Genomic DNA, 24,711 nt, shown 5'->3' with positions numbered 1-24,711 from the left:
CGCCTGCGCGGTCGCCGCGAAGCGCCCGTCCCCGGACCGCGGGGGCGGGCGCTTCGCCGTCGCCGGGCCCGGCCGCGGCTCCCCTATGGCGGGATTTCGGGCAGGGTGGTCAGCGCGGGCGGCCCGGTCCGATTATCCTTTGCAGCGGAGGGGCTGAAGGCTTTCGGCCACTCACGACGTCACAGGAAGCGGCGATGCCGGTGAGCGATGAGCGCGACGACGTGCTGCTGCTCGACGTGCCCTCGACGGGCGACTACCTCTCGGTCCTGCCGACGGCGACCGCGGCGGTGGCGACCAGGCTCGGGTTCTCGCTGGACGAGATCGAGGACCTGCGGGCGGCGGTCAACGCCGCGGTGGCGCTGCTGATCCCCACGGCCCCGAAGCACGCCGACGCGGGGCGGGCGCGCCCGTTCCGGCGGCGGGGCGGCGACGAGCCGCTGCGGTGCCGCCTGGAGGTGGGCGAGGAGACCCTCCAGATCGTGCTGAGCCGCCCGAAGGGCGAGCCGCTGCCGGACGCCGGGACGTACCAGTGGCAGGTGCTCAGGGCCCTCACCGACGAGGTCGACTCGGAGGTCGAGGGCGGCACCACGACGATCAGGATCCGCCAGCGGCGCCCGGCGACCGAGGCGGACGCCGAGACCGAGCGCCACCAGATCAACTGACCCGCCCGGGAGCGCCGCGCCCGGCCCCCGCTGGGGCCTCAGGGCCGCCTTCGAACACCACGCCTCCGAGAACGTCGCACCCCCGGGGCATCATCGAGACCGGGGCCTTCCCCAGTGCCGCCGCAGGGTCTCGGCGCCGCCTTCGAACCGACCGTCCGCCGGAGTCGTCGCACCCCTCGGGCACGATGGAGATCGGGGGCCTTCCCCGGCGCTTCCGCGGAGTCTTCGGGGTGCGTGCCGGCCGGGTGCCCCGGACAGCTTGAAGGCCCGGCGCGCGGCCGGGCCTTCCAAGCTTCTGTTGTCGCAAATTCGAGGGATGGACTAGATCAAGGGATTGCGCGGTGCTAGCCGACGACCTGGGTGGCGAGCGTGCGCAGGGCACCCGAGCGGCGCTTCAGCTCGCGGCGCTCGATCTCGCTCATGCCGCCCCAAACGCCCGCGTCCTGACCGCTCTCGAGCGCCCACCGCAGGCACTCCTCGGTCACGGGGCAGCGCCGGCAGACGTTCTTGGCCTGCTCGATCTGTACCAGTGCCGGTCCGGTGTCCCCGATCGGGAAGAACAGTTCGGGGTCCTCGTCGCGGCAGATGGCCTCGTGGCGCCAATCCATCAAAACATCTCCTTGCTAAGCATCAAGCATCTTGGTTTCACGGTGTTATGAACAGCTCTTGCGATTTCGGGCGTAGCGGGGTCCCTGCCGGGCCTCGCGGGCGTTCGATCGCGTTTCGCGCCGGTACCGCTCGGATTCCGCCACGGCTTCCGTGTGGCGGTCGCACCTCGCGGGCGGGACCGGGGAGCACTCAGGACGGATCTCGTTTCCCTGCAAAGGGAATCGTTGTCACCGCGATCACGGAGGGCTCTCGTATCGCTTCAGCGCCATTGCTGAACGCCGGGGCATCGGTGAGCACAGCCGCTCGGCGGCGTCGGCCGCCCGAGTGGCGGTCGTGCGGATTCACAGCTCCACAAGTGTCGCAGCGACTGGTCCGCACCTGAACCCGTCTCCCTTGTGAATACTTTCACAAGGACGGGATTTGTCAAGGGTTCGACTCCGGAAATCCGCGCTGAGTGAGTGAACTCACCTTGCTACCTCGAAGAAGACTCGGGAGGACGTTCCGCAGTGCCGCCGGGATCCCTACCGCGGATCCTCAAAGCGGCCCCCGTCACATTCGCTCCTCCGGGGGACCTGCCGAATGTACGGCCCGCAGGTTCCGCCAAGGAGGGGGTCGGTGACAGCGAGTCGAACCGGTTTGACACACTGGTACTCAAGGTTGGCCGACTCACCACGCTCGGAAGTCTCGCCAGGGCTTGAACCATTCTTGGCTCGCAAGCTTCGCCAAGACATAAGTACCCACATCGTGCCCGGTCTATACGCACCGAAAATACGATATTCGGTTGTAAGTCTCGCGCCGTCCCTGTAGGGATGGCGAAATCAACCTTGCCTGCTCACGGGCGAGTTGTCAACACCCGCTCCGAGGTTTTCCCAAGTTGTTAGCAGGCCACCCGCAGTGCCCCGGGCACCGAATCGAGATCGAGTTCGGTCAACTCCCCGAGGTAATCCCCGTCGAGTTGGAAGGCCTGCGGAAGCGACGCGCGCAGCCGAATCCTGGAGAGATCGTGATGCGTCACCGCGTGTTTGCCGTCGGGTCCGTCCCGACCGACCAGCAGTGAAGCGGCGGTCATCGCGGCGTCCGACAGCCCAAGTTTACGCAGAATCAGGACATCAAGTCCAGCATTAAAGGACGCCCGCGCGTTGAGATTCACCGGAAGGGTGCCCAAGTAGGTCCACGGCGCGCAGTTCTGCACCACGACCATCCCGGTGGAGAGATCGGCCTCACCCGATGAGAGCTCGACCTCGATCGAGTCGCCCTCCACGCCGTGCTCGTTGAGCTCCGCCATGACGGCGCGGGCGTAATGGGCGCCGAGATTGCGCTTCTTGCGGTACGACTCCACCTTCTTGATGATCGAGGCGTCCCATCCGAGCCCGGCGCAGAAGGTGAAGAGGCGGTCGGTGCCGTCCCCTCTCGCGCGCCCCAGGCTCACCGTGCGCTCCCGCGACTCCTCGATCGCGGACACGATCGCCGTCGCGGCGCGGCGGCGGTCCCACGGCAGCCCCAGGGCCCGCGCGAAGACGTTCGTGGAGCCCGCGGGGATCGGCGCGAACACCGGCGCCTCCGCGGCCGGGCGGCCGTCCGCGACCAGTCCGTTGACGACCTCGTTCACGGTACCGTCGCCGCCGAGGCTGAGCACCACGTCGTAGCCCTCGTCGGCGCCGCGCCTGGCGAGCTCCTCGCCGTGGCCGCGCGCGCGGGTCTGCTCCACGGTCAGGTCGAGGGCGTGGTCGAGCTTCTTGACCACCCACCTCGTGCGACGCCGCGAGCCGGTGGAGGCCTTCGGGTTCACGATGAGCAGACCGCGCTGCGGCGCCGCTTTCAGGTCGCGCATAGCCGCAGCGTAGCCCGGGATACGGTTGAGGTGTGAACGAAACCGATGCCGACATGGGCGCGGTCACCGAAACGAACGGTGACGGTGACCGTCCTTGGACCCTCACCGTCGCCGCGGGCCTGTTCTGGCTCCTCGCAACGGGACTCGTCGCCGCCGGAGCATGGGGGCTGGCGCAGTTGGCGACCGGCCGCGTCGACACCGCCGAGGGCGCGGTCGGCGTCGTGCTGCTCGCCTGGGCCGCCGCGCTGTACTACTGGTTCCTCGGGCGCCGGCTGCTCCAGCGGCGGGACGTCGTGGCGCAGGCGGTGTTCCAGGCGCTCCTGTGGCTCCCGGTCGGGTACTACCTCAGGGAGGCCGCGCACCCGCTCCTGGGGATCGGGGCCTGGGCGCTGGCGGCGGTGCTGCTCGGACTGGTCCTCAGCGGGCCGTCGCGGCGGGCCGTCGGCTTCGGCGAGCGCAGGCCCTTCGGCGAGACCGAGTGAGCGGCGCAGGGGCCGAGTGAGGGCCGCGGGGCCGGACGGCTCCCGCGGCGCTTGGACCCGCGATCGCATGGACCGCAACCAAGCGTTCCACCGATCGCATCGGTTCAGGCCTCGGCGGCGCGGCGTTCGATGAGCGCGAGGAGTTCGGGGGCGGTGCCGAGCGGTTCGCCGGTGTGGACGGCGCCCGCCTCGCGGGCCGAGTCCAGTGCCGCGTCGCAGAGCAGTCCCGGCGCGATGAAGTAGCAGACCGCCGCGATACGTTGGGCCCCTTGGGTTTTGAGTGCCTCCACGGCCTCGCCCGCGCGGGGGCCGGGGCCCGAGGCGAAGCCCGGGCCGGCCGGGACGCCGAGCAGCCGCCCGGCTTCGGCGGCCACCGCGGCCACATGGGCGCGGCCCTCCTCGACGCGGGTCCCGGCGGCGCACACCACCAGTCCGTCGACGCCGCGGGGCAGACCGCGGACGAGGGCCTTCGCGAGCGACAGGTCCCCCACCGGGCGCGCCACCGCGACCGCGAGGCCGGGCCGGGCCTCCCGGGCCCGTTCGGCGACCGCGGGGAGGTCGGTGCGGGAGTGGTAGGCATCGGTCAGCAGCAGCGGGAGCGCCACCGCGGCGGCGGCGCCGGTGTCGGCGAGGCCCTCCAGGACCGCGACCGGGTGCGGTTCGTTGAACTCCAGGAAGCCGACGTCGGCCCCGGCCGCCCGCGCGATGGCGCGGACGGCCTCCGGGGAGCGCGGGTCGGGGCTGCCGTGCGCGACCAGGACGACCGGCCGCGGCCCCGGCGCCCCGGCCGCCGGAGCGGCCGCGACGGACCCGCGGGCCGGCCGGTCAGACATGCAGTCCGCACTCGGTCTTGTCGAACGCGGCCCAGCGGCCCGCGCGGGGGTCCTCGCCCGGCGCGGTGCGCCGGGTGCACGGCCAGCAGCCGATCGAGCGGAAGCCGTCCTTGAGCAGCGGGTTGACCGGGATGTTGTGGCGCTCGATGTACGCCTCCTGGTCGGCCTCGGTCCACTTCGCGATCGGCGAGACCTTGACCTTGCGGCGGGACAGGTCGAAGTCGACGACCTTCGTGTTCGCGCGGGTCGGGCCCTCGTCCCGGCGCAGGCCCGTGGCCCAGCCGTCGTAGTCGGCCAGGGCCCGGTTGAGCGGGAGGACCTTGCGCAGGGAGCAGCACTCGTCGGGGGCGCGGGAGAACAGGCGGGGCCCGAACTCGGCGTCCTGGGACAGGACCGACTGGTCGGGCCGGATCGAGCGGACGTTGACGTCCATGGTGGACGCCACGAAGTCGCGGACCTCGAGGGTCTCGGGGAAGTGCAGCCCGGTGTCGAGGAAGACGACGTCGATGCCGGGGGCCACCTGGCTGGCCAGGTGGACCACCGCGGCGTCGGCCATCGATGAGGTCACGCAGAAGCGCTCGCCGAACTCGCCGACCGCCCACTCGATGATCTGGTGGGCCGTGGCGTCCTCCAGCCGCTTCCCCGCGGCCGCGGCGAGGTCGCGGAGTTCGAAGGGGTCTCGCTGCTTTCCGGTGCTGCTCATGGTGCTTCACTCCGATCGGGGTGTCACTCGGTTCGAGGCTCGTGGGTTACGCGCCCTCGTTGTCGGGTGGGGATTGGAGGTCGGTGGGCGGCGCCGCGTACACCGGTGCGGCGGCCATCCCGTGGTATTTGACGGCGAAGACGCGGGTGCAGTCCGCGCAGTGCCATCCGCCCTTGATGTCGACGTCGCTGTCGGCGTCGGGCGCGTACGGCCGGAGGTCCTCCTCGCCGCAGTAGGGGCAGTGGTAGGGAACGACGCGGGCGCTCACTGGAATTCCGCTTCGTCGGCGCGGTGGACCCACTGCGCGAAGGTCTCCCCCTGCGACCTGGCGGCGAGGTAGCGGCGCGTGACGCGCTCCACGTAGTCGCCGAGGTCGGCGGAGGCGACCTTGAGGCCGCGGGACTTGCGGCCCAGGCTCGCGGCCGCGGCGTGGCCGCCGCCGAGGTGGACCTGGAAGCCCTCGACCTGCTGGCCGTCGACGGTGACGAGCTGGCCCTTGAGGCCGATGTCGCCGGTCTGGGTGCGGGCGCAGGCGTTGGGGCAGCCGTTCAGGTTCACGGTGATCGGCGTGTCGAGTTCGGGGACGCGCTTCTCGAGCTCGTCGACGAGGTCGCGGGCGCGGTCCTTGGTGTCGACGATCGCGAGCTTGCAGAACTGGATGCCGGTGCAGGCCATGGTGGCGCGGCGCCAGGGGGACGGCTCGGCCTCGAGGCCGATCTCGCGCAGGTCCCGCACGGCCTCGTCGACGCGGTCGCCGGGGACGTCCAGGAGCAGGATCTTCTGGAGCGGGGTGGTGCGGACGCGGTCGGAGCCGTACTTCTCGGCGATGTCGGCGAGCTGGCCGAGGAGCGTGCCGGAGACGCGGCCCGCGACGGGGGCGGTGCCGATGAAGTACTTGCCGTCGTTCTGCTCGTGGACGCCGATGTGGTCGAGGAGCTTCTCGGGGACCTGCGGCTCGTCGAGGTCGGGGAGCCTGCGGCCGAGGTAGGCCTCGGACTCGAGGACCTCGCGGAACTTCTCGGCGCCCCAGTCCTTGACGAGGAACTTCAGGCGGGCGCGGGTGCGCAGGCGCCGGTAGCCCCAGTCGCGGAAGATGCGGACCACGTTGAGCCAGACGTCCACGACGTCGTCCTGGGAGACCCAGGTGCCCAGGCGCTGCGCGAACATCGGGTTGGTGGAGAGGCCGCCGCCGACCCACAGGTCGAAGCCGGGGCCGTGCTCGGGGTGGTGGGCGCCGACGAGGGAGATGTCGTTGATCTCCCAGGGGCTGTCGGGGAGCCAGCCGATGGAGGACTTGAACTTGCGCGGCAGGTTCGAGAGGCTGCGGTCGCCGATGAAGCGGTCGTGGATCTCCCGGATCTGCGGGGTGGCGTCGATGACCTCGTCGACGGCCACGCCCGCGACGGGCGAGCCGAGGACGACGCGCGGGCAGTCGCCGCAGGCCTCCTGGGTGTCGAGGCCGACCGACTCGAGGCGGCGCCAGATCTCGGGGACGTCGCGCACGTCGATCCAGTGGTACTGGATGTTCTCGCGGTTGGTGATGTCGGCGGTGTCGCGGCCGAACTCCCGGGAGATGCCGGCGACGGTCCGCAGCTGCTCGCGGTCGAGCTGGCCGCCGTCCATGCGCACGCGCATCATGAAGTACTTGTCGTCGAGCTCCTCCTCGTCGAGGACGCCCGTCTTGCCGCCGGCGATGCCGGGCTTGCGCTGGGTGTACAGGCCCCACCAGCGGAAGCGCCCGCGCAGGTCGGCGGGGTCGATGGAGTCGAAGCCGCCGTGGGCGTAGATGCCCTCGATGCGCTGCCGGACGTTGAGCGGGTTGTCGTCCTTCTTGGACTGCTCGTTCTTGTTGAGCGGCTCCCGGTGGCCCATGGCCCACTGGCCCTGGCCCTTCGGGCGGGACGGTTTACGCGTTGGCGCTGGCACGGTTCTCCTCATGCGGACACAGATGTGGCAGGGTTTCGACGGCGGACATGCCGGAAGGAATTAAGCGCACATCAGACAGGCGGCGCTGAACACACGGCAGAAGTCGACGTGGCGGCGTGCCACCAGTCGGAGCCCGTGTGCGCGAGACATGCCTAGAAGCATGACACAGCTTCCCGCGTACCGCACCGAACGTCCCGCTCCCTGGACATGAGGTCACATGAGCGTTACACGCGCCGGCGGGTGTCCGTAAGGCGGCGGGCCGCCGCCCCGGGTCACTGGAGCGCGAAGTCGACGACGGCCTCGGTGCCGCCCTCGGCGCGGGGGCGCATGTCGATGGTGCCGCGCAGCTCGCCGGTGACGAGGGTGTGGACGATCTGGAGGCCCAGGCGCGTGGAGTCGGCGATCCGGAACCCCTCGGGCAGGCCCTTGCCCTGGTCGGAGACGGTGACGCGGAAGCGGTCGCCGTCGCGTTCGACGCCGATGACGACCTCGCCGTCCTGCCCGGGCGGGTAGGCGTGCTCGACGGCGTTCTGGATGAGCTCGTTGACGACCATGACCAGCGGGGTGGCGTACTCGCTGGGGAGGACCCCGAAGGTGCCCTCGCGGCGCAGCGTCACCTTCGACTCGGCGACGGAGACCTCGACGGCCATGGAGGCGACCCGGTCGACGATCTGGTCGAAGCCGACCGACTCGTCGGAGGACTGGGAGAGCGTCTCGTGGACGAGCGCGATCGAGGCGACGCGGCGCACGGACTCCTCGAGGGAGAGCCGGGCCTGCGGGGAGCCGACGCGGCGGGCCTGGAGGCGCAGGAGCGCGGCGACGGTCTGGAGGTTGTTCTTGACGCGGTGGTGGATCTCGCGGATGGTCGCGTCCTTGGTGACCAGTTCGCGGTCGAGGCGCCGGACCTCGGTGATGTCGCGGACGAGGACGAGCGCGCCCGCGGCCTTGCCGCCGGGGCGCAGCGGCAGCGCCCGCATGAGGACCGTGGCGCCCTTGGCCTCGATCTCCTTGCGGCGCGGGGTGCCTCCGGCGAGGGCGTCGGCGATGCGGCGGGCCGCGTCCGAGCCGACCTCGGGGCTGGAGGGGAGGCTGCGGGTGAGCTCGGCGAGGTCGCGGTCGCGCAGGTGCCCGGTGACGCCCATGCGGCGGTATGCGGAGAGCGCGTTCGGGGAGGCGTAGCGGACGAGGCCGTCGGCGCCGATGCGGACCAGGCCGTCGCCGATGCGCGGCGCGGTCGTGGGCTCGCCGGGCAGCAGCGGGGGCGGGAAGCCGCCGTCGGTGAGCATCTGGACCAGGTAGTCGGCGGTCTTGAGGTAGTTGAGTTCGAGGTGGGAGGGGCTGCGGGTGTCCGAGAGGTTGGTGTCGCGGGCGGCGACGGCGATGACTTCGCGGCGGTCGCGGCGGCGCACGGGGATGGCCTCGTGGCGGGCGGCGACGTCGCCGCGCCAGACCGGGTCGCCCTCGCGGAAGATGCGGCCCTCGGTGAAGGCGACGTTCAGGTGCTTCGCGTCCTCGCCTTCCAGGGTGCGGCCGACCTGGTCCTCCTCGTACGCGGTGGGGCCGGTGGTGGGCCGGACCTGGGCGAGGCAGACGTAGCGGCCGGGGCGGTCCTTGACCGCGCCCCACAGGAGGAAGTCGGCGAAGGAGAGGTCGGCGAGGAGCTGCCATTCGGCGACGAGGCGCTGGAGGTGGGCCGCGGAGTTCGACGTGAGGTCGGTGTGCGCGCTGATCACATCACGGAGTGTGGACACCCGACCAATGGTAGCTGGGGTTTCACCGCTTCCCGCGGGGCCGTTTCAGGGCAAATCCGACAAGGGTCGTGAGGAGCTAGTACGAAGGCGGAGCGCAGCGGAGCGGTACTTGCGACGAGCGAGCCGCAGCTCAGATTTGTTCTGAGGCGGCCCACCCCGACCACGACGGCGCCCTGCCCTTTTAAGGCAGGGTCATGTCGGGTTTATCTAGCTCTTCCACGTTGACGTCCTTGAAGGTCAGGACGCGGACGTGCTTGACGAATCGGGCCGGGCGGTACATGTCCCAGACCCACGCGTCGCTCATCTCGACCTCGAAGTAGGTCTCGGCGTCGGCCCCCCGCACGTGGACCTCGACCGCGTTGGCCAGGTAGAACCGCCGTTCGGTCTCGACGACGTAGGTGAACTGCCGCACGATGTCCCGGTACTCCCGGTACAGCTGCAGCTCCATGTCGGTCTCGTACTTCTCGAGGTCCTCGGCGCTCAACGCTCCTCCTTCACAGGCGACGGTTCCCACGATAGTGCGCGGGTGCCCCGCCTCGCGCAGGGCTTGCCTCGCGGGTCCGGGATTCACCCCGCGGGCCCCCGCCAAACCCGCCTCAGGTCGGGGCGGGTACGGCGTGCGCGGCGACGTTGGCGTACGAGAGGCGGTGCTGCTCGCACGGGCCCTTCGCGCGCAGGGCCGCGTCGTGCGCCGCGGTGCCGTACCCCTTGTGGATCGCGAAGCCGTATCCGGGGTGGTCGCGGTCGAGCTCGGCCATGAGGCGGTCCCGGGTCACCTTGGCGACCACGCCCGCCGCGGCCACGCAGGCGGCGGTCCGGTCGCCCTTGACGACGCCGAGGCTCGCGGGCAGGCCGGGGACGGGGAACCCGTCGGTGAGCACGAACCCCGGGCGCACGGGCAGCCGCGCCACGGCCACCCGCATGCCCTCCAGGTTGCACACGGCGATGCCGCGGCGGTCGATCTCCCGCGGGCCGTAGGCGACGACGCTGACGGCGGCCCTGGAGCGCCGCAGCCGCTCGAAGACGCGCTCGCGCGCGGCCTCGGTGAGCAGCTTGGAGTCGTTCAGCTCGTCGAGCCGCGCGTTGGACGGCAGGCTCACCGCCGCCACGACCAGGGGCCCGGCACACGCGCCGCGCCCGGCCTCGTCGGCCCCGGCCACGGGGCCGAGGCCCCGCCGCGACAGCGCGGCCTCCAGCGCGTAGAGGTCGCCGTCGCGGCGCATCCGGGAGGGGGCGGGCCGCAGCACGATCAGGGCCTTTCCTGCGGGTCGGGGCGGAGCCGGTTCACCGGGCGGGCCCTAGGACGGCTCGGGGACGTCGGCGTAGGTCTCGGGGGCCGAGAACCAGTTGAAGTCGGCGAAGGGCCAGAACAGCACGAAGGCCTTCCCGATGACCGCGTCGACCGGGATCGTGGAGGACTGGACGTCGCCGCCGGTGCGGATGAAGCGCTCGCGCGAGTCGCCCGAGGCCGAGCGGTGGTCGCCCATCACCCACAGGCGCCCCTCGGGGACGACCACGTCGAACGGGTCCTGCGAGGGCTTGTCCTGCTCGCCGGTCAGCGGGTTGGTGTACAGGTACGCGTCCTCGTCGAGCGGCTCGCCGTTGACCGTGATGCGGCCTTCGGCGTCGCAGCACACCACGTGGTCGCCGCCGACGGCGATGACCCGCTTGATGAACTCGTCCTCCTCCATGACCGAGCGCCAGGACTCGGGGGCGGTGAAGACGATGATCTCGCCGCGCTCGGGGTCGGAGAAGTCGTACACGAGCTTGTTGACGAGCACCCGGTCGTTGATCTGGAGGGTGGTCTCCATCGAGCCCGAGGGGATGTAGTAGGTCTGGACGACCCATGTCCGCACGACGATCGCCACCAGGATGGCGACCCCGAGCAGAATGGGCAGTTCCTTCCAGAACGACCCCTTCTTCTTGGGCTGCTGCTTTTCGGAGGATTCCTCGGCGCCCTCGCCGTCGGCACCTGGCGCTTGCCCTTCTTCGATCACGGTGCGAGTCTACGCGCTCGCGCTCTGGACTCGAGGACGCCCGTCCCGGTGGCGGGCAAGGCGGGCGGCGAGTCCCAGTGGGCGCCCCAGGCGGCGGGGGCGGCGTCGCGGGCGGCGGCGTCCGCGGAGACCCCGCCTTCCTCCGCGGTGGCGCCCTCGGCGCCGTCGAGGGCGTCGAAGGACGCGGGGATCTCCAGCTCGGTGGCGCGGTCGGTCGGCCAGACCAGGGCGATGGCGCGGCCGATGATGTTCTCCACGGGCACCGGGCCCTGGCAGCGGGAGTCCTTGGAGTTCCCGCGGTGGTCCCCCATCACCCACACCTCGCCCTCGGGGATGGTGACCTCCTCGAACAGGCGGGAGTGGCAGGTGCCGGGGGCGACGTCGAGCGGGGCGTCGTCGTAGACGTAGTCGCCCTCGTGGAGGGACACGCCGTTGACCACGACGTTGCCGTCCGCGTCGCAGCAGGAGACGGTGTCGCCGCCGACGGCGATCACCCGTTTGATGAAGTCCTTCTCGTCGGGTTCGGCCAGGCCGATGAGGTCGAGGACGCCGGTGGTGATGTCGCCGAGGAGGCCGTCGTCGCCGCCGGCGGGCCGGTACTCGGGGTCCCAGTTGTCGGTGCCGCGGAAGACGATCACCTCGCCGCGCTGGGGGCTGCGCAGGGTCGTGGTGAGCTTGAGGACGAGGACCTTGTCGCCCTCCTGGAGGGTCTGCTCCATCGACCCGGAGGGGATGTAGAACGGCTGCACGGCGAAGGTCCGCAGCAGCACCGCGGCCGAGAACGCGACGACCAGGAGCAGCGGCAGCTCGATCCACAGCGACAGGTACTGGCGCTTGTGCGGCTGCGAGAGGCGGCTCTCGGACTCCTTGGCGGCCTTGCGGTCGCCCGAGGCCTCCTCGTCGGCGGCGCGGGCGCGGGCGGCGGCGGACACGCGCTCGCGCTCGGCACCGACGCGGTCATGGGAGGCACTGACGCGATCGTGGGCGCCGCTGACGCGGTCACGGGCGGCGCCGGCCCGGTCGTGAGCGGTGCGGTCGGGGGCGACGCGGTCGCGCGGGCCGGTCGGGCCTTCGGGCCTGCGGATCGGCCGGGTCGGGCCGCCCGCGTCGGGGCTGCCGGCGACGGGGCCGCTGGGCAGCCTGCCGGGGGGCGGGCCGGAGCGCCGCGGGTCGGCGGGCGGCGGGGGTTCGGCCCCGCCGGGACCGGGGAGTCGGTTCCAGTCGATGCGGCGGGGGCCCTTCGGCCCGCCGGGGGAACCAGGACTCATGTGCCGAGGGTAGCCGAATACGGCATGCGATGAGAAACCCCGGGCGGATGCCCGGGGTTCGCAGAACGCTTGCGGCGGGCCGTGAACGGGCCCAGGCGCGGCTCAGAGCTCGCGCTTCTCCTTGATCTTGGCGGCCTTGCCCTTGCGGTCGCGCAGGTAGTACAGCTTCGCGCGGCGGACCTTGCCTCGCATGGCGATCTCGATCGAGTCGACCATGGGGCCGTGGACCGGGAAGGTGCGCTCGACGCCGATGCCGTAGCTCAGCTTGCGGACCGTGAAGGTCTCGCCGATGCCCGCGCCGTGGCGGCGGATGACGACACCCTGGAAGACCTGGACGCGGGACCGGTTGCCTTCCTGGATCCGGACGTTCACCTTGACGGTGTCGCCGGGACGGAAGTCCGGCAGGTCGGCGCGCATGGAGGCGGCGTTCAGCTCATCCAGAATGTTCATTGGTTGCAACCTTTGTCGATACGAAAGTTCAGAAGTCCTGCCGGGAGAGGTACCGCTTGAACGAACGGCACGTCACGGGAACTCACCTACTCTGCCACACCCTGCTCGGGCGCGGCGAACCCGGCCCCTTCGAGTAGGCGCCGGTCACGTTGGTCGAGGCTACCCGGGTCCAGGCGCTCCAGCAAGTCCGGGCGGGCCGCCGCGGTGCGAAGGAGGGCCTGGTCACGCCGCCAGCGGTCGACCTTGCCGTGGTCGCCCGAGAGGAGGACCGGGGGGATGCGGTGGCCGCGCCACTCGGCGGGCTTGGCGTAGGCGGGCGCCTCGAGGAGCCCGCCGTTGTGCGACTCCTCGTCCAGGGACGCGGCGTTGCCGAGGACGCCGGGCACGAGCCGCGCCACGGCCTCGACGATCGCGAGCACGGCGACCTCGCCGCCGAAGAGCACGTAGTCGCCGATGGAGACCTCGGTGACCTCCATGCGCTCGGCCGCGTAGTCGACGACGCGCTGGTCGATGCCCTCGTAGCGGCCGCAGGCGAACATGAGCCAGGGCTCGGCGGCCAGCTCGTGCGCCATCGCCTGCGTGAAGGGCCGCCCGGCGGGGCTCGTCACGAGCAGGCGCGGGCGCGCCCCGCCCGCGTCGAACACGAGCTCGTCGAGGCACTCGCCCCACGGCTGGGGCTTCATGACCATGCCGGCGCCGCCGCCGGCGGGGGCGGCGTCGACCGAGTGGTGGACGTCGTGGGTCCAGCGGCGCAGGTCGTGGACGCCGAGGTCGATCAGGCCCCTCTCGCGGGCGCGGCCGATGAGGGAGAGGTCGAGCGGCCCGAGGTACTCGGGGAAGACGGTGACGACGTCGATCTTCATGCGTGCTCCCGCCGGGTCACAGGTCGAGGAGGCCCGGGGGCAGGTCGACCTTGATCGTCCCGGCCTCGAGGTCGACCTCGTCGACCATGTCGTTCACGAACGGGATGAGCGCGGGGGTGCGCCCCTTGCGCTTGACCACGAGCGTCTCGTAGGCCGCGCCGTGGTCGATCCGGGCGACGGGGCCGACCTCGCCGGCATCGCGGTCGACCACGGTGAGGCCGATGAGCAGGGCGTCGTGGAACTCGTCGTCGTCCTCGGGTTCGAGCTCGCCCTCGCCGATCTCGACGCTGAGGACGATCCCCCGCAGGGCCTCGGACCCGTTGCGGTCGGTGACGCCCTCGAAGCCGATCATCGGGCGGCCCTGATGCCAGCGCACCGTCGCGGCCCGCATCGGGCCGTTCTTGGTGCGGTACTCGACGCCGGGCTGGAACCGGGTCTCGGGATCGTCGGTGCGGACCTCGACGACGACCTCGCCGCGCAGGCCGTGCGGGCGCACGATCCGGCCGACCACCACTTGCTCCATGGAACCTCTTCTCCGACTGCCGCGGGACAGCGCGACGGCCCCGGGGCGAACCCCGGGGCCGTCAGCGGACTTCAGTAGGAATCGACGACCTCGACGCGGATGCCGCGGCCGCCGATCGAGCCGATGACCTGGCGCAGCGCGTTGACGGTCCGACCGCCCCGGCCGATCACCGTGCCCAGGTCGTCCGGGTTGACCCGGACCTCGAGCCGCTTGCCGCGGCGGGAGTCGACCAGACGGACGCGGACGTCGTCGGGGTGGTCGACGATGCCCTTGACAAGGTGTTCAAGCGCCGGTCGCAGCACGGTTACTCCCCTTTGGTCTCGGAGGCCTCGTCGGCGGCGGCCTCGACCTCTTCAGTCTTAGCCGATTCGTCGGCCTTCTCGGCGGACTTCTTCGACTTGGCCGCGGGCTTCGTGTCGCCGGCCTTGGCGGCCTCCTCCGAGACGTACGCCTTCGAGGGGTCGATGCCCGACTCCTTGAGGGCGGCCACGTAGAGGGACTCCTTCTCGGGCTTCGCCTCGGCGACCTTCAGCGGGGCCGGCTCGGGCAGGCCCTTGAACCGCTGCCAGTCGCCGGTCTTGCGCAGGATGGCCTTGACCGTGTCGGACGGCTGGGCGCCGACGGAGAGCCAGTGCTGGACGCGGTCGGACTTGACCTCGATCCGGGACGGGTTCTCCTTCGGGTGGTAGATCCCGACGTTCTCAATGACCTTGCCGTCGCGCTTGACGCGCGAGTCGGCGATGACGATGCGGTACTGGGGAGTACGGATCTTCCCCATTCGCGTGAGGCGAATCTTCACTGCCACGTTTTGTTACTCCTGTTGTAAGGATCACGTCAGCGCGCACGCCGTCCAGGTGGAGAATCCGGATTGCGTTCGCGCTGAAACTTGGCCTTGCGTCACGGTTGTTGAGAGGGCATCCGTCCCAAAGCTCATTACAGCGACCGAGTCTAGCGCACCGGGCGATCAGTACGAACGGGCCAGGTAGGCGATGAGACCGGCCTCATCCAGGGAGTCGGGCACGGTGCCGTCCTCGCGCTGGAGGACCCGGACGGTGACGGCCGAGCCGGCCGCCTTCCGCTCGCCCTCGACGCCGCAGGCGTCCCACGGCAGGCGGGCGTACCCCGTCTGCGCGGCCTCGATCGCCTCGTCGACGGTGGAGACGTCGGCGGTGCGCGCCTCCCGGAACTCCAGGGCCTCGTCCCACAGCCGCTGCTGGGCGCCCTCGAGCGCGGCGGCGACGGCCTCGGCGAGCATCCCGAGCGGGACGGTCTCCTTGGTGCCCTCGACGCGGCTGACGACGGTGGCCTCGCCGTTCTTGAGGTCGCGGGGGCCGATCTCGATGCGGACCGGGTAGCCCTTGAGCTCGGCGTCCACGGCGCGGCGGCCGAAGGCCACGTCGCCGCGGTGGTCGAGCCGCACGCGCAGGCCGTCGCCCTTGAGCTCGTCGTAGACCTTCCGCGCGGCGGACTGGACCTCGTCCGAGTCCTTGACGACCATGACGCAGACCTGCACGGGGGCGAGGTTCGGCGGGACGCGCAGCCCCGCGTCGTCGCCGTGGGCCATGATGAGGCCGCCGACCATGCGGGTCGAGACGCCCCAGGAGGTGGTCCAGCCGAACTGCTGCTTGCCGTCCTTGCCCTGGAACTGGATGTCGAAGACCTTCGCGAAGTTCTGGCCCAGCTCGTGCGAGGTGCCCATCTGGAGGGCCTTGCCGTCGCGCATGAGCGACTCGACCGAGAACGTGTTGAGGGCCCCGGCGAAGCGCTCGGCCTCGGTCTTGATGCCGCGGTGCACCGGCATGGCCAGCACGTTCTCGATGAAGTCGGCGTAGACCTCGTGGAGGACGCGCAGCGTGAACGCGTGGGCGTCCTCATAGGTCTCGTGGACGGTGTGGCCCTCCTGCCAGAGGAACTCCGAGGAGCGCAGGAACAGGCGGGTGCGCATCTCGTAGCGCAGCACGTTGCACCACTGGTTGAGCAGCAGGGGCAGGTCGCGGTAGGAGTTGACCCACTTCGCCATGTACTCGCCGATGACGGTCTCGGAGGTGGGGCGGATCGCGAGCTTCTCCTCGAGCTCCTTGCCGCCGGCGTGCGTGACCATCCACAGCTCGGGCGCGAAGCCCTCGACGTGGTCGGCCTCCCGGGTGAAGTAGGACTCGGGGATCAGCAGCGGGAACGAGGCGTTCTCGGTGCCGGTCTCCTTGATGCGGTCGTCGAGCTCGTCGACCATGCGCTCCCACAGCGCGAACCCGGACGGTCGGATCACCTGCGAGCCCCGGGCCGGGCCGTTCTCGGCCAGCTGGGCCTTGGCGACGACGTCCTGGTACCAGCGAGGGAAGTCCTCGCCCTGCGGTGTGAGTACATTGGCCATGGTCAGCGATTCTACGGGGCGCGCGACGCCTCCCCGCGGTCGGGAAGCCGGGTCTCCTCGGTCGAAAGGAGGAGACCGGAATCGGCGGGGTTCGGTCCTTCGGCGGTGATACAGGAGGGCGGCTGTCGCATAAGCTGACGACGTGACAACACCCATGCTGGCAGGTGACCGGGGCCTGACGGCCGACGAAGTGGCCGAGCGCGTCGAAGCCGGAGCCGTCAACGAGTCCAAGCGCCACACGTCCCGACCCTTCTCGGCCATCCTGCGCGCGAACCTCTTCACGCCGCTCAACGGCGTCATCGGCGTGCTCGCCGTCATCGCGGTGACCTTCGGCGGCTGGAAGCAGGGCCTGTTCGCCGGCGTCATCATCGCCAACATCCTCATCGGAACGGTCCAGGAGCTGCGCGCCAAGCGCACCCTGGACAAGCTGTCGCTGATGAACCAGGCCATGGCCAAGGTGCTGCGCGACGGCGAGGTCCGCGAGATCGAGCCGAACCGGATCGTCCAGGGCGACCTGGTGTACGTGGAGCCGGGCGACCGGATCGCGGTCGACGGGCCGGTGGTGGAGTCCCGGAACCTCGAGATCGACGAGTCGCTGCTGACCGGCGAGGCCGACCCGGTGGCGAAGACGCCCGGGGACGAGGTCCGCTCGGGCTCGTTCGCGGTGGCCGGGACCGGCCTGTTCCGAGCCGAGCACATCGGCGCGGACTCCTATGCCGCCAAGCTCGTCGAGGAGGCCAGCAAGTTCACGCTGGCGCGCTCGGAGCTGCGCGAGGGCATCAACCGCTTCATCAAGATCATCACCTGGCTCATCGTGCCGATCGCGCTGCTGCTCATCGTGAGCCAGGCGGGGGACGTCGGCGACTGGCACGACATCGTCGCCTCGGACGGCGTCATCGTCACCACCGTCGCCGGGATCGTCCCCATGATCCCCGAGGGCCTGGTGCTGCTGACGTCGGTCGCGTTCGCGGTCGGCGTGATCCGGCTCGGGGCGCGCAAGTGCCTCGTGCAGGAGCTGCCCGCCATCGAGGGGCTGGCCCGCACCGACGTGCTGTGCCTGGACAAGACCGGGACGCTCACCGAGGGCGGCATGGACGTCGACGAGGTCCGGCCGGTCGGCGACGCCGACGGCGCGGCCGTCGCGACCGCGCTCGCCGCGCTGGCGGCGGCCGACGACAGCCCCAACCCGACCATGCAGGCGGTCGCGGCGCACCTGGGCGAGACCGGCACGGCCGACCCGCACTGGCGGGTCATCGACGTCATGCCGTTCTCCTCGGCGCGCAAGTGGAGCGGCACCCGCTTCACCGACCACGGCAGCTGGCTGCTGGGCGCGCCCGACGTGCTGCTCGAGGCGGGCGACCCGGTCGCGCTCGAGGCGGACATGCTCGCCGCCCAGGGCCTGCGGGTCCTGGCCCTGGTCACCGCCGAGACGGCCTCGACCACCGGGGGCGTCACCGGCGTGAAGGCCCAGGCCCTGGTGGTCCTGCGGCAGCGCCTGCGCTCCACCGCGGCCGAGACGCTCGCCTACTTCAAGGAGCAGGGCGTGGCGGTCAAGATCATCTCCGGGGACTCCCCGGCCGCCGTGGGCGCGGTCGCCGCGCAGCTCGGCGTCGAGGGCGCCGCGGACACCGTGGACGCCCGGCGCCTGCCGGAGGACCCCGAGGAGCTCGCGGACCTCTTGGAGCGGGCCACGATCTTCGGGCGGGTCAAGCCGCACCAGAAGCAGGCGTTCGTGAAGGCGCTCCAGTCGCGGGGGCACACCGTGGCGATGACCGGCGACGGCGTGAACGACGTGCTGGCGCTCAAGGACGCGGACCTGGGCATCGCGATGGGGTCGGGTTCGGCCGCGGCGCGGTCGGTCGCGCAGGTCGTGCTGCTGGACGACGAGTTCGCGACGCTGCCGCACGTGGTGGCCGAGGGCCGCCGGGTGCTGGGGAACATCGGGCGGGTCGCGAACGTGTTCCTGACCAAGACGGTGTACGCGATCGGGCTGGCGCTGCTCATCGCCGTGGGCGCGATCATCGCGTGGGTCGCCGGGAACGACCCGCTGCCGTACCCGTTCCTGCCGATCCACCAGTCGCTGATCAACGCGTTCACGATCGGCATCCCGGCGTTCTTCCTGGCGCTGGCGCCGACCTTCGACCGGGCCAGGCCCGGGTTCGTGCGGCGGGTGCTGAAGTTCGCGATCCCGGCGGGGATCTGCTGCGCGGTGCCGACGTTCGCGGTCTACCTGGCGGCGCTGGCGCACGACGGGTACGACTCGGACCTGCCGCAGACCACGGCCGCGATCACGCTGTTCTCCCTCGCGCTCGCCGCCCTGGCGATCGTGGCGAAGCCGTACACGTGGTGGAAGGCGCTCCTGGTGGGCGGCTGCGCGGCCGCGTTCCTCATCGTCCTGGCCGTGCCGCCGTTCGCGCGCTTCTACGAGCTGGAGCTGCCGGGCACCTGGAACACCACCGCGGCGGCGATCGGCGTCGCCTCGGGCGTGGGCGCCCTCCTGTTCTGGCTGGTGGTCCGCCCCAAGCACCTCAAGGACTGATCGGGGCGCGAACGTCGCGCGATCCTGGCGTGCCGAAGCCGCGAAGGCCACGTTTTTCAGTACAAGATGAGGAGGTGAGCATGAAGGCTATTTCGTTCTCCCAGGCACAGGCGGAGTTCGGCAAGACGCTCGACACCGTCATCGACGACCGCGAGGAGGCCATCGTGGTCCGCGATGGCCACGAGTCCGTGGTGATCGTGGCGCTGGACGAGTACGAGTCGCTCAAAGAGACCGCCTACCTGCTGAGCAGTCCCGTCAACGCGCGCAGGCTGCTCGCCTCCATCGACGAGCTCGAGAACGGGCGCGGGGTCGTGAGGGACCTGATCGAGTGAAGATCACCTGGTCCGCGAGCGCCTGGGACGAGTACGTGCACCGGCAGGGCCAGGACCGCAAGATCGTCAGGAAGATCAACGAGCTGATCAGGACGTCCGGCGAAACGGCAACGAGGACTCGGAAAGCCCGAACCGCTCAAACACGGGTTCCGGAGCTTCTGGTCACGCCGGATCAATCTTGAACACCGCTTGATCTACCGGCTGGAAGATGAGGAGATCTACATCGTCCAGTGCCGTTTCCACTACGAGCAATAATGCAACTGATGGGGCCCGCCGAAGGCGGGCCCCATCAGCGTCCTCGGTGGCGTCCCGGAACGCCGCTACACCGGATGTAGCGGCGGGCGTGGCGGGGTTGTAGCGCCTTCTGGGTGAGAGCGATTATGCGAATCATCCGGGAGGCGAACATGTCGCAGCGCGACCTCGCGATCCGAGCCGAAGGGCTCGTCAAGCACTTCAAGGACGTCAAGGCCGTCGACGGCGTGGACCTGGAGGTCCCGACCGGCACGGTGTACGGCGTGCTGGGCCCGAACGGGGCCGGGAAGACCACCACGGTGCGGATGCTGGCCACCCTGCTGCGCCCCGACGCCGGGAGCGCGACCGTGTTCGGCCGCGACCTGCTCACCGACGCCGCCGCGGTGCGCTCCCAGGTGAGCCTGACCGGGCAGTACGCCTCGCTGGACGAGGACCTCACGGGCGTCGAGAACCTGATCCTGCTGTCGCGCCTCTACGGCTACGCGAAGCCGGCCGCACGGGAGCGCGCCGGCGACCTTTTGGACGCGTTCGGCCTGACCCACGCCGCCGGCAAGCAGGTGAAGGCCTACTCCGGCGGGATGCGGCGGCGGCTCGACATCGCCGCGTCCATCATCGTCACCCCGAAGCTCCTGTTCCTGGACGAGCCGACGACGGGCCTGGACCCGCGCAGCCGGGGCCAGGTGTGGGACGTGATCCGCACGATCGTCGCCGAGGGCACCACGGTGCTGCTGACGACGCAGTACCTGGAGGAGGCCGACCAGCTGGCGGGCCGCATCGCGGTCATCGACACCGGCAAGGTCATCGCCGAGGGCACCCCCGGCCAGCTCAAGTCCTCCGTGGGCGCCGGCTCGATCCGGGTGCGCCTGCACCACGCCGACCAGCGCGCGCACGCGCGGCAGGTGCTCGCCGACGCGCTCGGCGCGGAGGTCGAGCTCGACGACGACCCGGTGTCGCTCACCGCCCGCCTGGCGCCGGGCGAGGACACCGCCGCGCAGGGCTCGCAGGCCCTCGGCGAGCTGGCCCGCGCGGGCGTCCTCGTGGACGACTTCTCGCTGGGCCAGCCGAGCCTCGACGAGGTCTTCCTGGCCCTCACCAACCGCGTTCAGGCCTGAGCCGCACGGACTTTGAGAAAGGAAACGCAATGACCGTCACACCGACCGACACGAAGTCCGACGCCGACGCGCCGGCCCCGGTCGCGAAGGAGCACTTGCAGCGGCTGCTGGCCACCGGCGAGCGTCCGGCCGCGCCGAGCGCGCTGACCTCGGCGAGGGTGTTCGCCTGGCGCTCGATGCTGAAGATCAAGCACGTGCCCGAGCAGCTGGGCGACATCCTGGTCTTCCCGATCGTGATGCTGCTGATGTTCACGTACCTGTTCGGCGGCGCGATCGCGGGCGGCACCGGGGCGTACCTCCAGTTCCTGCTGCCGGGCATCATGGTGATGAGCATCGTGATGACCACGATCTACACCGGCATGTCGGTGAACATCGACATCAACAAGGGCGTGTCGGACCGGTTCCGGACGCTGCCGATCTGGCGGGCCGCGCCGATGGTCGGCTACCTGCTGGCGGACATGTTCCGGTACGCGGCGGCCGGGGCGATCATGTTCGGCACGGGCATGGTCATGGGCTACCGGCCCGAGGGCGGCGCGGTCGGCGTGCTGCTGGGCGTGGCCCTGCTGCTGGTGTTCTGCTTCGCCTTCTCGTGGGTGTGGACCTGGCTGGGGCTGATCACCCGCTCCGAGAAGACCGTCATGTCCATCTCGATGTCGATCATGTTCCCGCTGACGTTCCTGTCGAACATCATGGTGGAGCCCTCGACGATGCCCGGCTGGCTCCAGCCGGTCGTGAAGAACACGCCGATCAGCCAGCTGGTCGACGGGGTGCGGGGCCTGTTCGACGGGACCGTCGACTCCGGCGCGGTGCTCACGACGCTCATCTGGTCGGGCGGGTTCATCGCGGTGTTCGGGTTCCTGACCATCAGGGCCTACAACCGCAAGTGAGACTCCACTGAAACACCCGGCGGGGCCGGGCGGGGGATTCCCCGCCCGGCCCCTTCGCGCACGGTCAGAGGCGCCAGTCGGGGGCGTCGGCGCCCGGCCGGTAGACGCAGGCCGAACCGGTGGCGACGGTCGCCTTGAGGTGCTCGGCGAGCGCGGGGTGGCCGTCCTCGATCTTCTTGAGGGTGTTGCGGATGCGGTTGGTGACGCTCTTGCGGGCGCGCTCGTGGTTGTCGCCGAGCCTGCGGGAGCGCCCGCCGAGGCCGGTGGCGGCCTTGAGGTGGTCGATGAGGGCCTGGCGCTCGGCGTCGAGCGCGGCGGCGCGGGCGTCGTCGCCGACGGCCGCTGCGGCGTCGATCCGCTCGTCGAGGGTCTCGAGGTGCTCGCGGTAGCGGGTGCGGGCCTCGGCGTCGAGGAAGTCGTCGCCGCCGAGGCGGGCGTCGGCGGCGACCGCGGGGGCGCCGTCGCTCGCGGGTCCGGCGAGCAGGTCGGCCGCGGCGGTCTCGACGCCGGGCCGCGAGAGCAGGAGGTGCAGGTCGGCCAGGCCTTTGGCGTGCGGGAGGTGGAGGGTGCGCCCGGCGTAGGCGAGGGTCCAGGTGGCGCCGTCGCGGCGGAAGACCGGGCCGGCGGCGGGCCCGGCCGGGTCGTCGCGGTCCCGGGCGGCGCGGTCGGCGGCGGCGCGGTTCTCGGCGGCGCGCTCCCGGGCGAGGGCGGCCCAGGGGGCGGCGGCGAGCCGGTCGGATTCGGCCGCGGCGTCGGCGAAGTGCCGGTCGGCCGCGTCCCGGTCGCCCGCGGCGGCGGCGAGGACGCCGAGCCAGTGGCTGACCGGGCCGTGGACGCTGGTGCCCCACAGGGCGACGAGCCACTGGCCGGCGTAGGGGCCCAGTTCGGTCCGCAGCCGCTCGACCTCCTCGGCGTCGCCCTCGGCGACGGCGGCCTCGACCTGGAACCGCAGCAGCAGCGACTTCCAGGAGTCGTACAGGTCGATGTCGGCGTCGACGCGCTCGCGGACGCGCCGGACCTGGTCGAGGTCGCCGCGGCGCAGCGCGGTGAGGCCGACGAGCAGGTCGGTGTGCCAGGCGCCGTGGCCGGGGTGCGGGGGCCCGGGTTCGGTCTCGGGGACGGCGCCGGACGCGTAGACGGTCTCCCAGCGCAGGTGCGTGAGCATGTGCGCGGAGATCGAGTCGGACCCGATGAGGGCCTCGGCCTTGTCGAGTTCGGCGGCGGCCTCGTCGAAGCGGCCCTGGACGGCGGCGATCACGGCCCGGTCGATGTTCGCGGCGCTGCGCCAGCGCTCGCTCTCGGCGGCGTCGGCGAGGGCGCAGAAGTGGGCGAGCTGGGCGCGGTAGGCGGGGTCGCCGAGTTCGAGGAGCGCGACCCAGCGCAGGGACTCGGCGTACAGGTGCGTGTCGTGGTCGCCGGAGCGGCGCGTGACCTCGGTGAGCTCGTCCACGAGGGACAGCCGCTCGTGCGCGCTGCCGGGGCCCCAGTTGACGGCGTGGTTCGCCCACAGCCCGAAGGCGACGTCCTCGTCGGAGCCGGCCCTGCGGGCGGCCACGAGGTACTCGAAGAGGAGCCTGCGGGTGAGCTCGGCGGGGTCGAGGCCGGGGTCGGGCTCGTGCCCGGTGAGGCCGGTGTAGGCGAGGGCCTTGGCGCGGGAGATCTCCTCGGAGCGCTCGTCCTGGAGCTCCTCGACGGCGACGCGGGCCAGGAGCATCGGGTCGCCGGAGGCCTCGGCCTCGATCAGCGCCTGCTCGCGGAGGCGCCGGGCCTCCTGCTCGTCGGAGCGCCACTTGAGGACCCCGGCGAGTTCGAGGCGGAGCAGGACGCGCTGGCGCGCCATGCCGGGGGCGCAGCGCTCGAGGGCGCGCCGGTAGTGCTTCTCGGCCCCGGCGATGCTGAGGCAGGCGTTCTCCTCGTCGGCGGCGCGGGTGAGGAACCGGACGGCGGTCGCGGCGTCGAGGTCGTCCCCGGCGAGCCAGGCGTGGTGGGCGATCTCGGTGCTGAGCATGAGCTTCTGGAGGGACTCGTCGGCGGCGAGGGCGCGGACGACGCAGCCGTGGTGGTGGGCGGCCTCGGCCTCGGGCATGGTGTTGTAGAGCGTCTCGCGCACGAGGTCGTGGACGAAGACGTAGCGGTCGCGCCCGCGCCGCACGAGCCCGGTCTGGCAGGCGGCGTCGAGCGCGGCCTCGATCTCGTGGGGGTCGCGCCCGGCGGCCTGGGCCATGACGGCGGCGTGGAACTCGCGGCCGCCGACCGAGGCGAGGGTGAGCATCCGCAGCAGCGGCGGCGGCAGCTGCTCGATGCGCCGCTGGAGGGCGTCGCGCATCCCGGCGGTGGTGGCGTCGACGGGTTGGCCGGAGGCCCACAGGCGCGCGGTCTGCTCGACGAAGAACGGGTTGCCGCCGGTGCGGCGGGCGATCTCGGCGACCGTGTCCGCGTCGGGCGCGTCGCCGACGGTGGTGCGGACGAGGGCGGCGACGCCGGGCTCGTCGAGCCCGTCGAGGCCGATCATCGCGGCCTTGGCGACCAGCGGGAGCATCCGGGCGCGCAGGCGGTGGCCGGGGTCGATCTCGGAGTCGCGGTAGGTGCCGACGAACAGGAGGCGCTCGAAGAACGTGTGCTGGCAGGCGAACTTGAGCAGTTCGATGCTGCCGGGGTCGGCGAAGTGGAGGTCGTCGAGGACGACCAGGAGCGGGCCGCACTGGGAGGCGGCGATGAGCAGCTGGGTGACGGCGTCGTGGAGTTCGAACTCGACCGGCGGGGCGCCCTCGCCCTCGCCGAGGAGGGCGTCGACGGCGGGGGCCGGGCGCAGCGCGCGCCACTGGTCCTCGCCGAGGCGGGCGCGCAGCGAGCGCAGGATCTGCGTCCACAGCCAGTGCTCGGGCACCGCCTCGGACTCCCAGGAGGTGGCGAAGGCCATGGCGAGGTCGCCGCGGTAGGCGGCGGCGACGTCGGTGACGAGGGCGGTCTTGCCGATGCCGGCCTCGCCGGTGATGAGGACGAGGCCGCCGTGGCTGGCGATGGTGCGTTCGACGGCCGACCGCAGCACCGCGGCGGGGTGGTCGCGGCCGATGAGGAGCGAGTCAGTCACCCGACCAGTGTGGCCGAAGGGTACGACAGCCGCCAGCGGGTTCGGTTTGTCGACGATCGGACGATCGACCTCGCGTTCGGGCGTTCCGCGAGGTCGCGGCGGCGCACCGGCGAGTGTGGACGCCTCGGCGGCGGATCGGTTTCACCGAAACCGCTCATTCGTCACGTTGGGTATCTACAGTGCTACGGGAAGCAGATGCTCGGCGCCGGAGGGCGGTCGGGGGGCCGCC

The 24,711-nt window shown here is 71.5% G+C and carries 24 protein-coding genes and 1 pseudogene; 7 read left to right on the top strand and 18 right to left on the bottom strand.

What is annotated here, in order from left to right; translation table 11 throughout:
• The first annotated feature begins 194 nt into the window (after positions 1-194).
• Positions 195-662, top strand: a complete 468-nt coding sequence (locus LO763_RS26215) for an ATP-binding protein (RefSeq protein ID WP_230790904.1) — start codon at positions 195-197, stop codon at positions 660-662.
• A gap of 344 nt (positions 663-1,006) precedes the next feature.
• On the opposite strand, the gene LO763_RS26210 is transcribed toward LO763_RS26215, so the two are convergent.
• Positions 1,007-1,270 carry a WhiB family transcriptional regulator gene (locus LO763_RS26210; RefSeq protein ID WP_030154989.1) on the bottom strand — a complete coding sequence of 88 codons (264 nt, stop codon included), beginning with the start codon at positions 1,268-1,270 and terminating at the stop codon, positions 1,007-1,009.
• 878 nt (positions 1,271-2,148) lie between these two features.
• The gene (locus tag LO763_RS26205) at positions 2,149-3,102 is read right to left on the bottom strand and encodes a diacylglycerol/lipid kinase family protein (protein ID WP_230790902.1); all 954 of its coding nucleotides are present in this window, start codon (positions 3,100-3,102) and stop codon (positions 2,149-2,151) included.
• A 32-nt stretch (positions 3,103-3,134) separates the two neighbouring features.
• On the opposite strand from LO763_RS26205, the gene LO763_RS26200 reads away from it, so the two are divergent.
• Positions 3,135-3,584 (top strand): hypothetical protein, encoded by a 450-nt coding sequence (locus tag LO763_RS26200; RefSeq protein ID WP_230790900.1) that lies wholly within the window; start codon positions 3,135-3,137, stop codon positions 3,582-3,584.
• A gap of 104 nt (positions 3,585-3,688) precedes the next feature.
• Here the strand turns inward: LO763_RS26200 and LO763_RS26195 are convergent, their stop codons facing one another.
• The 15 genes from LO763_RS26195 to proS form a co-directional block, all read right to left on the bottom strand.
• A complete protein-coding gene (locus LO763_RS26195; RefSeq protein ID WP_230790898.1) occupies positions 3,689-4,417 on the bottom strand; it encodes a sirohydrochlorin chelatase in 729 nt (242 codons plus the stop codon).
• Positions 4,410-5,120 carry a phosphoadenylyl-sulfate reductase gene (locus tag LO763_RS26190; protein ID WP_230790897.1) on the bottom strand — a complete coding sequence of 237 codons (711 nt, stop codon included), beginning with the start codon at positions 5,118-5,120 and terminating at the stop codon, positions 4,410-4,412. The genes LO763_RS26195 and LO763_RS26190 overlap by 8 nt, the downstream gene beginning before the upstream one ends.
• Before the next feature lie 46 nt (positions 5,121-5,166).
• A complete protein-coding gene (locus LO763_RS26185) occupies positions 5,167-5,388 on the bottom strand; it encodes a hypothetical protein (RefSeq protein WP_230790896.1) in 222 nt (73 codons plus the stop codon).
• Complete coding sequence (locus LO763_RS26180; RefSeq protein ID WP_439650322.1) at positions 5,385-7,058, bottom strand: nitrite/sulfite reductase; 1,674 nt, start codon at positions 7,056-7,058, stop codon at positions 5,385-5,387. The genes LO763_RS26185 and LO763_RS26180 overlap by 4 nt, the downstream gene beginning before the upstream one ends.
• 260 nt (positions 7,059-7,318) lie before the next feature.
• Complete coding sequence (locus tag LO763_RS26175) at positions 7,319-8,797, bottom strand: sensor histidine kinase (protein WP_230790895.1); 1,479 nt, start codon at positions 8,795-8,797, stop codon at positions 7,319-7,321.
• A gap of 181 nt (positions 8,798-8,978) precedes the next feature.
• Positions 8,979-9,281 carry a DUF2469 domain-containing protein gene (locus tag LO763_RS26170; protein WP_091040324.1) on the bottom strand — a complete coding sequence of 101 codons (303 nt, stop codon included), beginning with the start codon at positions 9,279-9,281 and terminating at the stop codon, positions 8,979-8,981.
• 112 nt (positions 9,282-9,393) lie between these two features.
• Positions 9,394-10,020, bottom strand: a complete 627-nt coding sequence (locus LO763_RS26165) for a ribonuclease HII (RefSeq protein WP_255673050.1) — start codon at positions 10,018-10,020, stop codon at positions 9,394-9,396.
• 75 nt (positions 10,021-10,095) lie between these two features.
• Positions 10,096-10,794 (bottom strand): signal peptidase I, encoded by a 699-nt coding sequence (gene lepB / locus LO763_RS26160; RefSeq protein ID WP_230790893.1) that lies wholly within the window; start codon positions 10,792-10,794, stop codon positions 10,096-10,098.
• Complete coding sequence (gene lepB / locus LO763_RS26155; RefSeq protein ID WP_230790891.1) at positions 10,791-12,062, bottom strand: signal peptidase I; 1,272 nt, start codon at positions 12,060-12,062, stop codon at positions 10,791-10,793. The genes lepB (LO763_RS26160) and lepB (LO763_RS26155) overlap by 4 nt, the downstream gene beginning before the upstream one ends.
• 102 nt (positions 12,063-12,164) lie before the next feature.
• A complete protein-coding gene (gene rplS / locus LO763_RS26150; protein ID WP_091040326.1) occupies positions 12,165-12,512 on the bottom strand; it encodes a 50S ribosomal protein L19 in 348 nt (115 codons plus the stop codon).
• A gap of 86 nt (positions 12,513-12,598) precedes the next feature.
• Positions 12,599-13,375, bottom strand: a complete 777-nt coding sequence (gene trmD, locus LO763_RS26145; protein WP_230790889.1) for a tRNA (guanosine(37)-N1)-methyltransferase TrmD — start codon at positions 13,373-13,375, stop codon at positions 12,599-12,601.
• 16 nt (positions 13,376-13,391) lie between these two features.
• Entirely contained in the window at positions 13,392-13,898 is a 507-nt protein-coding gene (rimM, locus tag LO763_RS26140; RefSeq protein ID WP_230790886.1) for a ribosome maturation factor RimM, read from the bottom strand.
• Between the two features lie 71 nt (positions 13,899-13,969).
• The gene (locus LO763_RS26135; RefSeq protein WP_026922808.1) at positions 13,970-14,200 is read right to left on the bottom strand and encodes an RNA-binding protein; all 231 of its coding nucleotides are present in this window, start codon (positions 14,198-14,200) and stop codon (positions 13,970-13,972) included.
• A 2-nt stretch (positions 14,201-14,202) separates the two neighbouring features.
• Entirely contained in the window at positions 14,203-14,703 is a 501-nt protein-coding gene (gene rpsP, locus LO763_RS26130; protein WP_230790885.1) for a 30S ribosomal protein S16, read from the bottom strand.
• 159 nt (positions 14,704-14,862) lie between these two features.
• Positions 14,863-16,269, bottom strand: a complete 1,407-nt coding sequence (gene proS / locus LO763_RS26125; RefSeq protein ID WP_230790884.1) for a proline--tRNA ligase — start codon at positions 16,267-16,269, stop codon at positions 14,863-14,865.
• Between the two features lie 142 nt (positions 16,270-16,411).
• Here proS and LO763_RS26120 point away from each other — a divergent pair, with 142 nt between their 5' ends.
• The 5 genes and pseudogenes from LO763_RS26120 (at position 16,412) to LO763_RS26100 (ending at position 21,391) form a co-directional block, all read left to right on the top strand.
• A complete protein-coding gene (locus tag LO763_RS26120) occupies positions 16,412-18,808 on the top strand; it encodes an HAD-IC family P-type ATPase (protein ID WP_230790879.1) in 2,397 nt (798 codons plus the stop codon).
• An 80-nt stretch (positions 18,809-18,888) separates the two neighbouring features.
• On the top strand, positions 18,889-19,140 hold the full coding sequence (locus LO763_RS26115; protein WP_230790878.1) for a type II toxin-antitoxin system Phd/YefM family antitoxin: 252 nt from the start codon (positions 18,889-18,891) through the stop codon (positions 19,138-19,140).
• Positions 19,137-19,395 (top strand): annotated as a pseudogene (locus tag LO763_RS29275) (Txe/YoeB family addiction module toxin). Before LO763_RS26115 ends, LO763_RS29275 begins: the two are co-directional and overlap by 4 nt.
• A gap of 149 nt (positions 19,396-19,544) precedes the next feature.
• The gene (locus LO763_RS26105; protein ID WP_230790877.1) at positions 19,545-20,504 is read left to right on the top strand and encodes an ATP-binding cassette domain-containing protein; all 960 of its coding nucleotides are present in this window, start codon (positions 19,545-19,547) and stop codon (positions 20,502-20,504) included.
• A gap of 29 nt (positions 20,505-20,533) precedes the next feature.
• A complete protein-coding gene (locus tag LO763_RS26100) occupies positions 20,534-21,391 on the top strand; it encodes an ABC transporter permease (protein WP_230790876.1) in 858 nt (285 codons plus the stop codon).
• Positions 21,392-21,455: 64 nt separating this feature from the next.
• Here LO763_RS26100 and LO763_RS26095 read toward each other — a convergent pair whose 3' ends face one another.
• The gene (locus tag LO763_RS26095) at positions 21,456-24,482 is read right to left on the bottom strand and encodes an ATP-binding protein (protein ID WP_230790875.1); all 3,027 of its coding nucleotides are present in this window, start codon (positions 24,480-24,482) and stop codon (positions 21,456-21,458) included.
• Positions 24,483-24,711: the final 229 nt, after the last annotated feature.

The organism is Glycomyces amatae, from assembly GCF_020991375.1.
In the GTDB taxonomy this organism is placed as follows: domain Bacteria; phylum Actinomycetota; class Actinomycetes; order Mycobacteriales; family Micromonosporaceae; genus Glycomyces; species Glycomyces amatae.
Note: the sequence above shows the minus strand (reverse complement) of the source record. Positions and strands in the feature narration are given on the sequence as shown.

Excerpts from the sequence above, each read along its gene's own strand:
- LO763_RS26165 (WP_255673050.1), bottom strand. The coding sequence starts at position 10,020 with ATGCGCCGCGACGGCGACCTCTACGCGCTGGAGGCCGCGCTGTCGCGG.
- LO763_RS26195 (WP_230790898.1), bottom strand. The coding sequence starts at position 4,417 with ATGTCTGACCGGCCGGCCCGCGGGTCCGTCGCGGCCGCTCCGGCGGCC.
- LO763_RS26180 (WP_439650322.1), bottom strand. The coding sequence starts at position 7,058 with ATGAGGAGAACCGTGCCAGCGCCAACGCGTAAACCGTCCCGCCCGAAG.
- trmD (WP_230790889.1), bottom strand. The coding sequence starts at position 13,375 with ATGAAGATCGACGTCGTCACCGTCTTCCCCGAGTACCTCGGGCCGCTC.
- LO763_RS26205 (WP_230790902.1), bottom strand. The coding sequence starts at position 3,102 with ATGCGCGACCTGAAAGCGGCGCCGCAGCGCGGTCTGCTCATCGTGAAC.
- LO763_RS26215 (WP_230790904.1), top strand. The coding sequence starts at position 195 with ATGCCGGTGAGCGATGAGCGCGACGACGTGCTGCTGCTCGACGTGCCC.
- LO763_RS26210 (WP_030154989.1), bottom strand. The coding sequence starts at position 1,270 with ATGGATTGGCGCCACGAGGCCATCTGCCGCGACGAGGACCCCGAACTG.
- lepB (WP_230790891.1), bottom strand. The coding sequence starts at position 12,062 with ATGAGTCCTGGTTCCCCCGGCGGGCCGAAGGGCCCCCGCCGCATCGAC.
- rplS (WP_091040326.1), bottom strand. The coding sequence starts at position 12,512 with ATGAACATTCTGGATGAGCTGAACGCCGCCTCCATGCGCGCCGACCTG.
- LO763_RS26100 (WP_230790876.1), top strand. The coding sequence starts at position 20,534 with ATGACCGTCACACCGACCGACACGAAGTCCGACGCCGACGCGCCGGCC.
- proS (WP_230790884.1), bottom strand. The coding sequence starts at position 16,269 with ATGGCCAATGTACTCACACCGCAGGGCGAGGACTTCCCTCGCTGGTAC.
- LO763_RS26105 (WP_230790877.1), top strand. The coding sequence starts at position 19,545 with ATGTCGCAGCGCGACCTCGCGATCCGAGCCGAAGGGCTCGTCAAGCAC.
- LO763_RS26190 (WP_230790897.1), bottom strand. The coding sequence starts at position 5,120 with ATGAGCAGCACCGGAAAGCAGCGAGACCCCTTCGAACTCCGCGACCTC.
- LO763_RS26115 (WP_230790878.1), top strand. The coding sequence starts at position 18,889 with ATGAAGGCTATTTCGTTCTCCCAGGCACAGGCGGAGTTCGGCAAGACG.
- rimM (WP_230790886.1), bottom strand. The coding sequence starts at position 13,898 with ATGGAGCAAGTGGTGGTCGGCCGGATCGTGCGCCCGCACGGCCTGCGC.